This window comes from Sphingomonas arenae (assembly GCF_016924655.1).
GTDB lineage: Bacteria > Pseudomonadota > Alphaproteobacteria > Sphingomonadales > Sphingomonadaceae > Sphingomicrobium > Sphingomicrobium arenae.
The window spans coordinates 814,140-827,605 of record NZ_JAFFJU010000002.1 but is presented as its reverse complement, the minus strand read 5'-3'; the positions used below and the strand labels follow the sequence as shown (position 1 = coordinate 827,605).

At 66.0% G+C, this 13,466-nt stretch carries 11 protein-coding genes and 2 tRNA genes; 2 read left to right on the top strand and 11 right to left on the bottom strand.

What is annotated here, in order from left to right; translation table 11 throughout:
- Positions 1-49: 49 nt before the first annotated feature.
- The 11 genes from pstA to ku form a co-directional block, all read right to left on the bottom strand.
- Positions 50-1,318: a phosphate ABC transporter permease PstA gene (gene pstA / locus JT720_RS10230; protein ID WP_205481160.1), complete on the bottom strand. Its 1,269-nt coding sequence runs from the start codon at positions 1,316-1,318 to the stop codon at positions 50-52.
- A complete protein-coding gene (pstC, locus tag JT720_RS10225; protein WP_205481159.1) occupies positions 1,311-2,687 on the bottom strand; it encodes a phosphate ABC transporter permease subunit PstC in 1,377 nt (458 codons plus the stop codon). The genes pstA and pstC overlap by 8 nt, the downstream gene beginning before the upstream one ends.
- A gap of 15 nt (positions 2,688-2,702) precedes the next feature.
- Positions 2,703-3,746, bottom strand: a complete 1,044-nt coding sequence (locus JT720_RS10220) for a substrate-binding domain-containing protein (protein WP_205481158.1) — start codon at positions 3,744-3,746, stop codon at positions 2,703-2,705.
- A gap of 114 nt (positions 3,747-3,860) precedes the next feature.
- Positions 3,861-4,874 (bottom strand): sensor histidine kinase, encoded by a 1,014-nt coding sequence (locus JT720_RS10215; protein ID WP_205481157.1) that lies wholly within the window; start codon positions 4,872-4,874, stop codon positions 3,861-3,863.
- Positions 4,875-4,899: 25 nt separating this feature from the next.
- Positions 4,900-5,322 carry a hypothetical protein gene (locus tag JT720_RS10210; RefSeq protein ID WP_205481156.1) on the bottom strand — a complete coding sequence of 141 codons (423 nt, stop codon included), beginning with the start codon at positions 5,320-5,322 and terminating at the stop codon, positions 4,900-4,902.
- A gap of 56 nt (positions 5,323-5,378) precedes the next feature.
- Positions 5,379-5,726, bottom strand: coding sequence for a hypothetical protein (locus tag JT720_RS10205; protein WP_205481155.1), 348 nt, complete (start codon positions 5,724-5,726; stop codon positions 5,379-5,381).
- Positions 5,727-5,801: 75 nt separating this feature from the next.
- Entirely contained in the window at positions 5,802-6,368 is a 567-nt protein-coding gene (locus JT720_RS10200; protein ID WP_205481154.1) for a LuxR C-terminal-related transcriptional regulator, read from the bottom strand.
- A 133-nt stretch (positions 6,369-6,501) separates the two neighbouring features.
- Positions 6,502-6,587: transfer RNA gene (locus JT720_RS10195), tRNA-Tyr, on the bottom strand.
- Positions 6,588-6,664: 77 nt separating this feature from the next.
- A complete protein-coding gene (locus JT720_RS10190) occupies positions 6,665-7,015 on the bottom strand; it encodes a hypothetical protein (RefSeq protein ID WP_205481153.1) in 351 nt (116 codons plus the stop codon).
- A 40-nt stretch (positions 7,016-7,055) separates the two neighbouring features.
- Entirely contained in the window at positions 7,056-9,569 is a 2,514-nt protein-coding gene (gene ligD, locus JT720_RS10185) for a DNA ligase D (protein WP_205481152.1), read from the bottom strand.
- A gap of 102 nt (positions 9,570-9,671) precedes the next feature.
- Positions 9,672-10,604 carry a non-homologous end joining protein Ku gene (gene ku / locus JT720_RS10180; RefSeq protein ID WP_205481151.1) on the bottom strand — a complete coding sequence of 311 codons (933 nt, stop codon included), beginning with the start codon at positions 10,602-10,604 and terminating at the stop codon, positions 9,672-9,674.
- Positions 10,605-10,715: 111 nt separating this feature from the next.
- Here ku and JT720_RS10175 point away from each other — a divergent pair.
- Positions 10,716-10,789: transfer RNA gene (locus tag JT720_RS10175), tRNA-Gly, on the top strand.
- Between the two features lie 133 nt (positions 10,790-10,922).
- On the top strand, positions 10,923-13,448 hold the full coding sequence (locus JT720_RS10170) for a BTAD domain-containing putative transcriptional regulator (protein WP_205481150.1): 2,526 nt from the start codon (positions 10,923-10,925) through the stop codon (positions 13,446-13,448).
- Positions 13,449-13,466 lie beyond the last annotated feature (18 nt).

The window sequence follows — 13,466 nt, the reverse complement described above, 5'->3', positions numbered from 1 at the left end:
CGAAGAGTTGGTGGTGATCGGCTGCTTTTCTTTGGTCATGGTCATGGGCCTACCAGCGGCGCTCGAAGCGGTTGCGGAGATAGATGGCGAGGCCGTTCATCAACAGCATGAAGATGAGCAGCACGATGATCGCGGCGCTGGTCTTTTCGACGAAGCCGCGGTCGACCTCGTCCGACCAGAGGAAGATCTGGACGGGGAGCACGGTTGCGGGATCGACGATGCCGCCGGGCGGCGCCGCGATGAATGCGCGCATGCCGATCATCAGCAGCGGGGCGGTTTCGCCGAGGGCCCGGGCCATGCCGATGATGGTGCCGGTGAGGATGCCAGGGAGCGCGAGCGGAAGGACATGATGGAAGACGACCTGCATCCGCGATGCGCCGACGCCGAGGGCCGCGTCCCGGATGGAGGGCGGAACCGACTTGATCGCGTTGCGCCCGGCAATGACGATCACTGGCATGGTCATCAGCGCGAGAGTCAGACCGCCAACGAGCGGCGCGGACCGGGGCAGGTGCATGACGTTGAGGAACACGGCCAGCCCGAGCAGCCCGAAGATGATCGAGGGGACCGCCGCAAGGTTGTTGATGCTGACCTCGATGAGGTCGGTCCAGCGGTTCCGGCGGGCGAACTCTTCGAGGTAGACGGCTGCGAGTACGCCGATCGGGAATGCCAGCGCCATTGTCACCAGGATCGTCAGGAAGCTGCCTTTGAGCGCGCCCCATACGCCGACGGAGCCTGGGTCAGTGGCGTCTGACGACGAGAGGAATTCGGGATTGAAGGTGCGCTTCAGGGCATCCTTGGCCTCTAGCTGCTGCACCAGTGCTTCGGCTGAGGCCTCGCCCTCGCCCTTGGCGGCGACATCCAGCTTGGAAGCGACCGGCAGCCACACCTCGGCCCGGCGTTCCAGCAGCGTCGGATCGGCAATGAGCTGCTTGCCCAGACTTTGCACGGCGGCCTGACCGAACATCTCGGACGCAGCCTGGCCGTAGGTGGCGGTCGCCGCGGTGGCGAGCGTAGTGTCGATGCCGGCGCCCTCGATGGCCTCCAGTGCCTGCGGGCCCGTGAGGGCTGCCGGGTCAAGGATGACATCCGATCGCGGGAAGTCGATCGTGAGCCGCACCTCTGTCCGCGAGAAGCCGCCGATCCCCTTCCAGGCCATGGTGAAGAGCAGGAAGGCCAGGAACAGCGCGGAGAGTCCGACCGAGAAGAGGCCGAGGAGCTTGAAGCGGCGCTCGGCGGCGTAGCGGCGGACCACGCGCTTGCGCATGGCATCGTCGCTCCAGCGACTGACCGAAACGCTGGCGGCGGTGGCGCTATTCATATGCTTCCCGGTAGCGGCGCACTACGGTGAGCGCGATGAGGTTGAGGATCAGCGTGATAACGAACAGCGCCAAGCCCAGAGCAAAGGCGGCGAGCGTCTTGGGGCTGTCGAATTCCTGGTCGCCGGTCAGCAGTTGGACGATCTGAACGGTAACGGTGGTCACGCTGTCGAATGGATTGGCGGTGAGGTTGGCTGCGAGCCCCGCGGCCATGACCACGATCATGGTCTCGCCAATCGCCCGGCTGACAGCCAGGAGGACGCCGCCGACCACGCCGGGGAGGGCGGCCGGGAGCACCACCTTGCGGATCGTCTCGGACCGGGTCGCGCCCATGGCCAGGCTGCCGTCGCGCATCGCCTGCGGAACGGCCGCGATGCTGTCGTCGGCCATGGAACTGACGAACGGGATGATCATGATGCCCATGACGAGCCCGGCTGCCAGCGCGCTCTCCGACGATGCGGGGATGCCCAGGGAAAGGCCAAAGTCTCGAACGGCAGGCGCGACGGTCAGGGCGGCGAAATAGCCGTAGACCACGGTCGGCACGCCGGCGAGTATCTCCAGGAGCGGCTTCATCACCGATCGCACCTTGGCAGGCGCATATTGCGTCAGGAAGATCGCGCTCATCAGGCCGAGGGGGATAGCCACGATCATCGCGATGATCGCGCCGATGAAGATGGTGCCCCAGAACAGCGGGATCGAGCCGAATGCTCCCGACGATCCGGCTTGGTCGGCGCGAAGGGCCATCTGCGGCGACCATTGCGTGCCGAACAGGAACTCGCTGGCGGGTACCATGGAGAAGAAGCGCAGCGTCTCGAACAATAGCGAAAGGACGATGCCTAGCGTCGTCAGGATGGCGATCATCGACGCGGCGATGAGCAGGCCCATCAGCCAGCGCTCGACCCCGGCCCGCGCACGGAAGTTGGCGCGGACACGGGTGAGCCCCCAGGCAGCACCGGCGAGCGCCAGCAAGATGGCGAAGCCGCCCCCGATGCCGCCGTAGCGATTGATGAATTGCTGGTAGACCGGCGCGAGGGCAGTCGATTCCGGGTTGAATCCCGCTTCACGCTGGCCGGTGGCGATTTCGTAGGCTTCGGACGTGATCGCGTCCCGGGCCATGTCGAAGGCCGGCAGCGCCTGACCCTGAGGCGTGGACAGGACTGCATCCTCGATCAGCCGGCCCTGAAGCGGCGACCAGATTGCGAGGAACAGGAGGGCGGGGACGAGTGCCCACAGAAAGCCGTAGGCCCCGTGGTAGATCGGCAGGCTGTTGAGCCGCGCACCGTCCCGAACCGCCCGAGCGCGAGAGCGCCCGAGGAATCCGGCGACGGCGGCGATCAGCAGGACCGCGATCAACGCAAAGGTGAGCGTCACCCGCCCTTCTCCGGCTTACTTCAGCGAGCCTGCGGCAAGCGGGGTCAGCTTCTGAGCCTGCTCGGTTGCAGCCGCCGCCTCCGCGCCACCGAACGGCACGAGGCCGCGCTTCTCCAGAGCTCCGCCCTGGCCCCACGCCTCGGCATAGGCCTGGACGAAGTTCTTGATCGCCGGCTTCGCCTGCATGTGCTCGCCCTTGACGTAGATGTAGAGCTTGCGCGCGCCCGGGTAGGAGAGGTCCTGGATGGTCTGCTCGGTTGGCAGCACCCCGCCGATCTCGACCGGGCGGACGCGGTCCGCGTTCTCCGCGAGGAAGCTGTAGCCCAGCACGCCGATGGTGCCCGGATCGGCTTCGACCTTCTGGACGAGCAGGTTGTCGTTCTCGCCCGCTTCGACGAAGGCACCATCCTCCCGGACCTTGGTACAGACGTCCTTGTGCTTGGCCTCGTCGGTCTTCTTGAGCTCCTTCATCGCCGGGTCGCTCTCGCAACCCTTGGTCAGGATAAGCTCGGCCAAGCTGTCGCGGGTGCCGGAGGTCGGCGGAGGCCCGAGAACCCGGATCTTGATCGCCGGCAGCGATGGATTGACGTCACGCCAGGTCTGCGCGGTGTTCGGACCCTTGCCGAACGGGTTGGCCGCAATCGCCTTGTAGATATCGGCTACGGTGACCTTGAGCGGCGCGGCCTTGTTGGATTCGATGAGGGTCAGCCCGTCGATGCCGATCGGCAACTCGATAATGTTCTTCGCGCCGGCGTTCTGGCAGTCCTGCAGTTCGCTGGCCTTCATCTGCCGCGACGCGTTGACCATGTCGGGAAACTGCTCTCCGACGCCGCCGCAGAACAGCTTGATGCCGGAACCCGTGCCGGTCGATTCGACGATGACGCGCGTGCCCGGATTGGCGCGCATGAAGGTCTCGGCCACTGCGGTGGTGAACGGATAGACCGTTGAGGAGCCGACGATCTTCAGCTCCGACTGGCCGCCGCCCGATGAGCTACCGCCATTTCCGCCGCATGCCGCAAGCAGCGCCGCAAACGGCAGCGCCCAGGTGATCTTCTTCATGGGTTCAACTCCCTAGCGGGCACCGAATGGGCCCTATGCCCCGCGGCCCCACTAGCGCCGACTCGAAGAGTCCTCTGTGACGGTTCGGTTACGCTTTCGTGACAATGCCCCGATTCAGGCGAATGGCAGCCATACTCGGACCTCCGTGCCCTCCCCGGGGCGGCTGCGGATCTCTAGCCTGCCGCGATGCCGCTCCACGATATGCTTGACGATCGCGAGGCCCAGCCCCGTTCCCCCGGAGTCGCGGCTGCGCGCGGCATCCACGCGGTAGAAGCGCTCCGTCAGACGGGGAATGTGCGTCGCGGGTATGCCCTCTCCGAAGTCGCGAACGCTGAGCAGCGCCATGCTGCCATCCGCCCTCGTCGAGAGGACGACCTCGCTCGCCTTGGGGCCACAGCCATAGCGCACGGCATTGGCCACCAGATTATCCGTCAGTTGCAGCAGCTGGGCGAAGTCGCCAGCCACCTCCGGCAGATTGTCCTGGACGTCGAGCCGGATGATGCAGCCGCGCGTCTCGGCAAGGTGCCGGCCGTTCTCGCAAGCGATGCGGACGATTTCCTGAAGGCTCACCCGCTCGGACGGATGGGTGAACCGGTCCGCCTCGATCCGGGAAAGACTCATCAGGTCTTCCACGATCCGCAGCATGCGGCGTGCCTCGCCGTGAATGGCGTTGCCGAACCTCCGGCGCATCTCCGGGTCGAGATCACCGTCCTCTGCGAGCGTTTCGGCATAACCGACAATGGTTGCGAGCGGGGTGCGCAGCTCGTGGCTCGCATTGGCGACAAAGTCGACGCGCATCTTCTCGGCGGCGCGCAGGGCCGACTTGTCGGTCAGCCTGACGAGCAGAAGCTGGCGATCGAGGCTGCGCACGGAGAGCTCCCACTCTCGGTCGACACCCCCGATGCCAGTGACACCGATGGTCGCGGACCGCCTGGCGAGGATGGCTTCGAGCGCCACCGGATGCCGGATCGCGAGGCGGACATCGTTGCCGACGATCTGGTCACCGAGAAGCTGGCGGGCAGCGGCATTGGCGGCGGTCGTCCGCTGGCCCTCGATAATCAGCCCCGGTTCTTCCATCGCCTCGAGCAGGGCGAGAACGAGGGATGAAGGGCTCGGCATCGCGTTCATGTAGCCGCCGCCCGGGCGCTTGCAACTAGGCGGGTCGGGCCTCGACCTCGTAGCGGCGGGTCCGGAGCGCAGCCGCGGCGATGATGAACAGGATCGGATAGCTCCAGAAGCGCATGGCGGCCTGGTAGGCGAAATAGACGAGATCCGGGCTCAGCATCCGCAGGAGATGCGCAAGGACCGTGGTGAGCTGCAGACCCGCGACCCACAGCGGCCAGAAGCGATTGGAGCGCAGCGCGATTGCGACAAACAGCGCGAGTACCGCGAGGTCAACCATCGCGACGGCTGCCTCGACCGGCTGGCCACCGCCCAGCAGACGAACGGATGCGGCCGACAAGAGGGTCGCGGTCAGGGCCACCAGGCCCGCAGCCCGGGTTTCCCGGTCGCCTCGCCGGAACGCCAGCCAGACGACCGCAAGAAGCAGGAGGTAGAAGAAGGCGACCCTGAGCATCCGGTCTCCGTAAGGGAAGGTGGGCCGGGTCGCCTTGCCGCGCCCGGCCCATCACCTCAAGCGACGGCTCGCAGCTGGGCCGTCTTCTTGGGCTCCTCGGGGCATTCGGAGCCGTCGCCGAAGCCGACGGTCCTGAGGCCAGGAACCTTGCCCTGCGCATCGACAAGCGCGGCGTGGCAGTTGGCCATGCCGCCGCGAGCGGCGACGAGGCCCACAAGGGCGTTGGACAGGTGCTCCAGGGCGTCGTGGCCGGTGGAAATGCCCACTCCGGCCGCGGCCCGGGCGCGGATCATGCGCCCCTGCAACTCGGCGATCTCCGCGAGAGCGGTTTCGATGCTCTCCTCAACGGTGCGCACTTGGGTGGCGACCTGGAGAGCGGACTGCTCGATCAGTTGTTTGCGCATAGGTTCTCCCTTCCGGGCGGCGCGTGAGCGCACGTCCGGCGACATGTTCGCCAACGATGAAAGAGCGTGCGGGTCCTAACTCTTGACCAGGCGGGCGAGGCTTTCGAGACCTGCCAGATACATGCCCGCCGAGAAGGTCGCGCCCATGGAGATCAGGACGATCCACAAGAGCCGCTGGCCGACGCTCATCGTGTTGCGGGGATTGCTCCCCGTTGACCACGGCAAAGTCAGGGAGGACCGGGGCTCAACCGTCCCCTGCTCGGTTTTGAGGCCGGCTGTCCCGGTCCCCCCTGTGCGATCGGCGTGCCGAATCTGAAAACCGACCGCCTCGTCCGGTTCGGCGGAAATCGGCTCGGCGTCGATGAGCGGCGGTTGATGTATCAATGGCTGATATGGGCCTTCCACCAGCGCAACGAGGCGCGCGGCCTCCTGCCGGCGGGTGACAGCAAGCAAACGGATGGCGGTGCGGATGCGCTGGTCGACAGTGTGCGGCGAAATGCCGAGCGTGGCAGCGATTTCCTTGCTGTTCATGTGCTGGGCAACCAGGCGCAGAACGGCAAGCTGCGCTTCGCTGAGGCGGCCGATCCGCTCCCGCGCAATGGCATGCATGGCATTGTCGTTCAGGCCCGCGGGGTCTGACACGTGAATATCTCCAGAACTTCGTACTGGTGCAGCGGCTTGAGGCATGCCTGCGCGTTAGCACAGGCCCGCCGCTAATCCGAGACTTTGTGCAGGGTCAACGCCTTAGGTGAATGTCCTGAGCCGGCGTCGGGGATGGTGGAGAGGGCTGGATTCGAACCAGCGTACGCTTGCGCGGGCAGATTTACAGTCTGCTGCCTTTAACCACTCGGCCACCTCTCCACAGAGGTGCGGCGCGCCAAATGGCCGGGGAGGGGGAGTGTGTCAACCGCTGGTGAGCGGGTGCGGGACGTCGAGACTCAGGCGCGGCCCGCAAACAGGCGTTCGATATCCTCGAGACCGGAGCGGATGTCGTCGGCAAGGACGTCCACGGCGGCGCGGTTGGCTTCGCCGCCGAGGATCAGCTCGATCCCCGCGGCAGCGGCGCCGGCCGTGCGGGCGGAGCGTTCGTCGAGGCAGCGCCGAGCGGGTTCGCTGAGCGCCGGCAAGACCTGCTCTATGCCGATCTCATGCGCGGGCCGGGCGGGCTTGCCCTCCATCATCTCCACCAGGCGTAGCGCCTGACGGATGCTCGCGAGCCGGGCCACGGCTTCGGCATAGGGGGCGCCGGTCTCGGTCGCAGCGGACGAGTCGGGGAGAAAGTGGATCATGCGACTCGGGGTAAACCGCCATGCCTAAGGACTCGTGAATCTAGAGGTCCGGCAGCGCCTGTTTGGCCTCGCCCCAGCCCTTGAGCAGGTCGCTGGTCGCGCGCTCGATCAGCGTGTCGGCATCACGGATCGAGTAGATGTTGCCGCCGGTCACCGCGTCCAGCTCCTCCCAGGCGATCGGCGCCGACACGGGCGCGCCTTCGCGGGCGCGAGCCGAGTAGGGCATCACGGCGGTTGCGCCGCGCTGGTTGCGGAGCCAATCAAGGAAGATACGGCCGGTGCGCTGGTCCTTGCGCATGTTGGCGGTGAACATGTCCGGCTCGGCCTGCGCGATGGCCTTGCTGAAGCGGTCGGCGAAGCTCTTCACCGTCGGCCAGTCGCGAGTCTGGTCGAGTGGGGCGACGACATGGATGCCCTTGCCGCCGGACAACAGGGGAAAGGTGGTGAGGCCAAGGTCGCCGAGCAGGGCGCGGAGGCGGACCGCGGCTTCCTTCACCCGGTCGAAGTCGAGCCCGACGTCGGGATCGAGGTCGAACACCAGCCGGTCGGGCATTTCCAGCGGGTCGATGCGGCTGCCCCAGCCGTGGAACTCGATCGCGCCCATCTGCACGCACTGTAGTGCGCCAAGGATGTCCTCGACGTAGAGATAGTCCTGAACCTCGCCGTCGCTTTCCTTCACCGGCACGTGGAGGACGTGGTCGCCGAAGGTGCCGCTGTCATGCTTCTGGAAGAAGCACTTCTTGGAGCGGCCCTGGGGGCAGCGGATGAGGGTCATCGGACGGCGCGCGAGGTCGACCATCAGCAAGGGCGCCACGGCGGCATAGTAGTTGGCGAGGTCGGCCTTGGTCAGTTCGTCGCCGGGGAAGATGACTCGGTCGGGGTTGGTGAGGCGCGCGCCGAGGCTCTCGTAGGTGGCGCGGTCCGGCTTCTTATCGGATTTCTTCAGCTTCTGCGGGGTTTCGCGGACGACCTGCCTCGCGCTCTTGTCCTGGCGAAGAGCGATGAAGCTTGGGTGGCGGAGGACGCCTTCGGTGGTGAACTCGGTAAAGGCGACCTCGCACACGAGCTTGGGTTCGATCCAGGTCGAACCGCGCCGCATGGCCCGTGGCACCTCCAGCGCGGGCGCGTCGAGGGCGAGCGGGGCCATGGTGGCCGACAGCTCCTCGATCATCTTCGTGTCGAAGCCGGTGCCGACCTTGCCGACATAGCGGAGTTGCTCGCCCTCGCGCACCGCCAAGTGAAGCGAGCGGAAGCCCCGGCGCTTGTCGCTCGCCTGCCAGCCGACGATCACGAACTCCTGCCGCTGGATGCACTTGACCTTGAGCCAGCAGCGTGAGCGGGTGCCGCGATAGGGCGCGCTGGCCTTCTTGGCGATGATGCCCTCGCCGCCCTCCTTGCAGATGGCCTCGAACAGCGCCTCGCCCTTGCCGACGACATGGTCGCCGTAAATGATCGCGGGCGGTGCGGTCTTGAGCAGGGCGGCGAGGCGCTGCTTGCGCTCGATGTTCGGGAGGGCAGTGATGTCCTCCCCTTGGTCCACCAGCAGATCGAAGGCGTAGAAGGCGAGCTCCGGCTTGTCCTTGCCGGCGGAGGATGGACCGCCCTTCAGCGTTGCCTGCATCAGCTGGAAGTTCGGCTTGCCGTCCGGCCCGAGCGCGACTGCCTCGCCGTCAATGAGGCAGCCGGGCGGCAGCTTGGCAGCGGCCTTGGTCAGGGGCGCGAAGAAGTCACTCCAGTCCTTGCCGTTGCGGGTCCAGGTGAGAACGGAGTGCTCGCCTACCGCGAGCAGCAGGCGGTAGCCGTCATACTTATACTCGTGGATCCAGTCGTTGCCGCTGGGTACCTCGTCTACGAGCGTGGCGAGTTGCGGATCGCGGAAGGGCGGGGGGCCGATGCCGCCCTTGCGCTTGGTCCGTCCGCCCTTCTTGCCGCCGCGGTTCGACTCCCACACGTCTTCGCCCGCGGCGATCTCGGCCATCGTGCGGCCAGTGGTCACGCTGGTCAGGCAGTCGTCGACGAGCGCGTCGCCCTGCTCGGGCTTGGCATGTTCGTCGGTGACTTTCTTGAGCATCCACGGCTCGCCCTTGTCGCCGGGGCGACCTTTCATCCGGAACATGACCCAGTCGCCCTGCATCCGCTCACCGTCGAGGCGGAAGTGGAGGTGCCCTTCCTCAATGGTCTTGCGCGGGTCCTTGCCGGGTTCAGGCGTCCAGGTGCCATGGTCCCACAGCATCACCGTCCCGCCTCCATACTCGCCTTTAGGGATCACTCCCTCGAAGTCGCCATAATCGAGGGGGTGGTCCTCCGTGCGCATGGCGAGCCGGTTCTGGCCGGGGTCGAGGCTGGGGCCCTTGGGCACCGCCCAGCTCTTGAGCACGCCGTCGAGTTCGAGGCGGAAGTCCCAGTGAAGGCGGGACGCGTCGTGCTTCTGGACGACGAAGCTGTCGCCTTTGCCTTGCAGCTTGCGGCCGCGGGGTTCGGCGGTCCTCGTGAAGTCGCGCTTGGCGTTGTAGGTCTCGATGTCGAGGCCCTTGGGACGGGGAGCTCTAGCCATTCACGTCAGCCGCCCGCTCGCGCTTACGCTGAGCTTGTCGAAGCGTGCTGGAGGAATCACCCTTCGACAGGCTGAGGGTGAGCGCATTGACCGGCCCTGTTCTCAAGCCCGCTTCCGCCCGCCGGCTGCCGCCTTCTTTGCTGGCGGGGGTGCGTCCTTCTTCGCGGTCGGAGCCTTGGCCTTGGCGGCGGGCTTCCTAGCGGGCGCCTTCTTCGGCTTGTCCTCCCCGGTGTTGTTGTCGTTGCCGGCGTCACCCAGGCTCTTCTTGAGCGCCGCCATGAGGTCGATGACGTTGGAGCTGCGCTTGGGCGTGTCGTCCTCCGGGTCCTGGATCACCAGCTCGCCCTTCTTCTTTCGCTTTTCCTCAATCAGGCCCTTGAGCGCATCGATGTAGCGATTGTGGAACTCGCTCGCGTCGAACTTGGCGGTCTTCTTGTCGATCAGCGTGGTGGCGAGATCCAGCAGGTCGGTGTCCGGCTCGGCATCCTCGATTTCTCGGAAGTAGGACGAAGCCTTGTTGAGCTCGTCGGCATAGCGAAGCGTTTCCATCAGCATGCCCCGGCCGCAGGGCTTGATCGCGACCACATATTCCTGCCCTCGCATGGCGAGCTGGCCGATCCCGACCTTGTGCGCCCGGCGGAGCGCCTCGCGGAGCACGATGAAGGCTTCCTCGGCGAGGTCGTCGGCAGGGACGACGAAATACGGCTTGTCGTAGTAGAGCGGGTCGATCTCGTTCACGTCGACGAACTGGCTGAGCTCCAAGGTCTTGCGGCTCTCCAGCTTGACGCTCTCGATCTCCTCGGGCTCGAGCAGGACATATTCGCCCTTGCTCACCTCGTAGCCCTTGATGATCTCGTCCCGATCGACCGGGCCGATTCCGGGGACGACCTTTTCATACTTGATGCGCTTGCCGGACGGCTCGTGGATCTGGTGAAAGGCGATGCTCGCGCCCGACTTGGACGCGGGAAAGATCTCGACCGGGATCGAGACCAGCGCCAACCTGATCTGCCCGCGCCACGACGGCCGTGCGGCCATGAACTTGCCTCCAGTTCGTTGCTGGAGCGATTCAATCGTCGGCGGGCAGACTCGTTCCGCAGCAGCGGGTTGCACTCGGCGCGGAGGGATGCCATCTGGCGTGCCGCGCGGGCGGGTGTAGCTCAATGGTAGAGCAGAAGCCTTCCAAGCTTACGACGAGGGTTCGATTCCCTTCACCCGCTCCAGCGTGCAACTGAATCGCAGATCCGCCCGACGTTGCACCGGTTGATCCGCGGCCGCGCCGACCTATGTCGAGGCTTCAGGGGTTATCTCTTACCGGACCGCTCCGTTGCAAGCGGAGCATCGCAGCCCCAATCCATGATTTACTGGACCCTCAAACTCCTCGGCGATTGCCAGCTTTTCGCGCGTGACGGCACGGTTGTCCGCCTGCCCACACGGAAAGCTGCCGTCCTGCTGGCCTATCTGGGAGCGCACCCGCGCCGGTCCGCCAGTCGGCAGATCCTGTCCGATCTGCTGTGGGAGGACATGGATCCCACCCAAGGGCGTCTGCATGTGCGCAAGGCGCTCTGGCTCATCCGGACAGCGGCGGAGAAGGTGCAGCCTGGCGCTCCATCGCCCGTTGAAGCCGAGGGGGATCAGGTGCGCCTCTCTTCATCCGTGGAGGTGGACGCCGCGCAATTCCTGGCTGCCGTGGATGCGGCCGGGGGGGAAGCAGATGCACTTCAGGCGGCGACGGCGCTGTACGGGGGCGAGTTCCTGGGCGACATGCATCTGCGGCAGGCTCCGGCCGTGGCGGAATGGGGCGCCGGGCAGCGAGAGAGACTGTCAGGGGTGGCTGCGGCTGCATCGCTCAAGCTCGGGGAAGTGTTGAGCCGGACCCCCGATCGACTGCCCGCTGCGGAAGACGCGGTGCGAAAGGCGCTGGCACTCGATCCGCTGCAGGAACATGGCCATCGGCTGCTGATGGAGATCCTGAGCCGGCAGGGACGAACGTCGGCGGCCGCCCAGCAATATCGGGAGGTGCGAGCCTTGCTGGAGCGGGAGCTCGACGTAGCACCCGAACCCGCAACGGAGGAACTCCACCACCGGTTGCTTCGGGAGCGGACGCTTGGCGGGGGTAAGGCGGTGCAGCCGGATCCGCAGCCTTCCGAAGGGCAGTACGAGCGGGTCGAAGCCCCGGCTCGTCGATCGCCAATCCTTGCTGCGGTTGGTGCCATGGCGTTGGTGATCGCCATGAGCGGCACGGCGCTTCACCTCAGGGCCGCGCAGAATGACACGGCTCCCAAGATCAAGCGCATCTTCCCTGTCGTCACGGGACTCCATGCCGTGGGCGAGCCGACGGTGTCCCCGGACGGCAGTCGCCTCGTGTTCGTGGCGCGGAAGCCCGGCGCTCCACAGAAGCTGTACCTGATGACGCTGGGCGGCAGTGAGCCGCTTGCCCTAACGAGTGGCGCAGGGGACGACGATCATCCCGCATGGTCGCCCGATGGTTCTTCCATCGCATTCACCCGGGCGACTGGTGGCCGCACAACGATCATGGTGAAGACCGTCGGGAAAGACGAGGAGCGGGTTGTCGCGCCCCTACAAGGTGTGGCGGGATCGGTCCTGGCGTGGTCGGAAGACCGTTCTGCGCTGTTTGCGGCAGATGCCGAGGTGCCCGGTAGGACCACTGCCATCGTCCGAATCCGGCTTCAGGATGGCGGCCGGACCGTTCTCACGAATCCACCGCAGGACGTTGCCGGCGACCGTCAGCCGCTGGCGGTCGCCGGCAACAAACTGGTGTTCCTGAGGGCCTGGTCCCGGGCGGCATCGGAGATCATGGAGCTTGACCTCGACAGCAAGGCGGTGCGGCAGCTGACGAGCGACCATGCTTCCATTGCGGATGTTGCGGTCGGCCCGGGCCAAGGCGAATTGCTGTTTTCGTCTGACCGAGGAGGAGACGCCGGACTCTGGTCCATCCGCGGCGATGGCGGGCCACCGTCGCGGGTGTCCGAAGGGCTGCTGCGATATCATGAGATTTCATCGAGCAGCAGCGGCAAGCGCCTGCTGTTCGAGGGGATACGTGACCGATCGAGCCTCAGCATGCTTGCTCCGGGTGCCCGCCGCGAGGACGTGACGGAGAATGATTTTCGCGAGTGGTTTCCCGCCTTGGCCGGCGATGGCGCGATCGCCTTCGTTTCGACCCGCACCGGCGGGCAGCAATTGTGGCTGAAGCGAGCGGAAGGCGAGCCTGCTCCGCTGACGAAGCTCTCTCGCTGGCAAATCCATGATCCGCGTTGGTCGCCGAATGGGACCGCCATCGCCTTCGTTGGCAGCGGTCCGCACCGCACGGAACTGTTCGTGGTCGAGCGGGACGGTGGAGCACTGACGCGGTTGACTATGGACGGATCGGAGAAGCGTTCACCGGTCTGGTCGCCAGACGGTCGCAGCGTCTACTTCGTGCGTCGACAAGCGGGGCAGCAGCGGGTCTGGCGAGTCGCTGCGCGTGCGGGCGCAGAGCCTCGGCCAGTTTCACTACCGGGTCCCACGGATATCCGTATCGATCCGGGCGGACGTTGGATCTACTTCCTGCTGCCCGGTCGCGCCGCGATCTTCCGGCAGTCTATCGCCCCGGATGGGACCATGTTTGGCTCGATCCAACGCGTGGTCACAACGGAGCTGCGACCCCCGTTCAGCTGGGAAATCGGTAACGGCGCAGTATATCTGCTGGCAGGAGGACAGCTGCAGCGCGTCGAAGTCGCCACCGGTCGAATGCAGCCATTGGCCAGCGCATCCGGGCTTCACGCGCGTTCCCCGTTCACCATCGGTCCGAAGGGAACGGTGCTGCTCAACCGGCAGGATCTAAAGGTCGAGCTCTACGGCATCGACTTCGAAGGGGACTGACGAGGCCCGCAGATGATG

What these genes read in the sequence shown, in the direction of transcription:
- pstA (WP_205481160.1), bottom strand. Translation starts at nt 1,318, where the DNA reads ATGAATAGCGCCACCGCCGCCAGCGTTTCGGTCAGTCGCTGGAGCGAC.
- JT720_RS10220 (WP_205481158.1), bottom strand. Translation starts at nt 3,746, where the DNA reads ATGAAGAAGATCACCTGGGCGCTGCCGTTTGCGGCGCTGCTTGCGGCA.
- JT720_RS10215 (WP_205481157.1), bottom strand. Translation starts at nt 4,874, where the DNA reads ATGAACGCGATGCCGAGCCCTTCATCCCTCGTTCTCGCCCTGCTCGAG.
- JT720_RS10210 (WP_205481156.1), bottom strand. Translation starts at nt 5,322, where the DNA reads ATGCTCAGGGTCGCCTTCTTCTACCTCCTGCTTCTTGCGGTCGTCTGG.
- JT720_RS10205 (WP_205481155.1), bottom strand. Translation starts at nt 5,726, where the DNA reads ATGCGCAAACAACTGATCGAGCAGTCCGCTCTCCAGGTCGCCACCCAA.
- JT720_RS10190 (WP_205481153.1), bottom strand. Translation starts at nt 7,015, where the DNA reads ATGATCCACTTTCTCCCCGACTCGTCCGCTGCGACCGAGACCGGCGCC.
- ligD (WP_205481152.1), bottom strand. Translation starts at nt 9,569, where the DNA reads ATGGCTAGAGCTCCCCGTCCCAAGGGCCTCGACATCGAGACCTACAAC.
- ku (WP_205481151.1), bottom strand. Translation starts at nt 10,604, where the DNA reads ATGGCCGCACGGCCGTCGTGGCGCGGGCAGATCAGGTTGGCGCTGGTC.
- JT720_RS10170 (WP_205481150.1), top strand. Translation starts at nt 10,923, where the DNA reads ATGATTTACTGGACCCTCAAACTCCTCGGCGATTGCCAGCTTTTCGCG.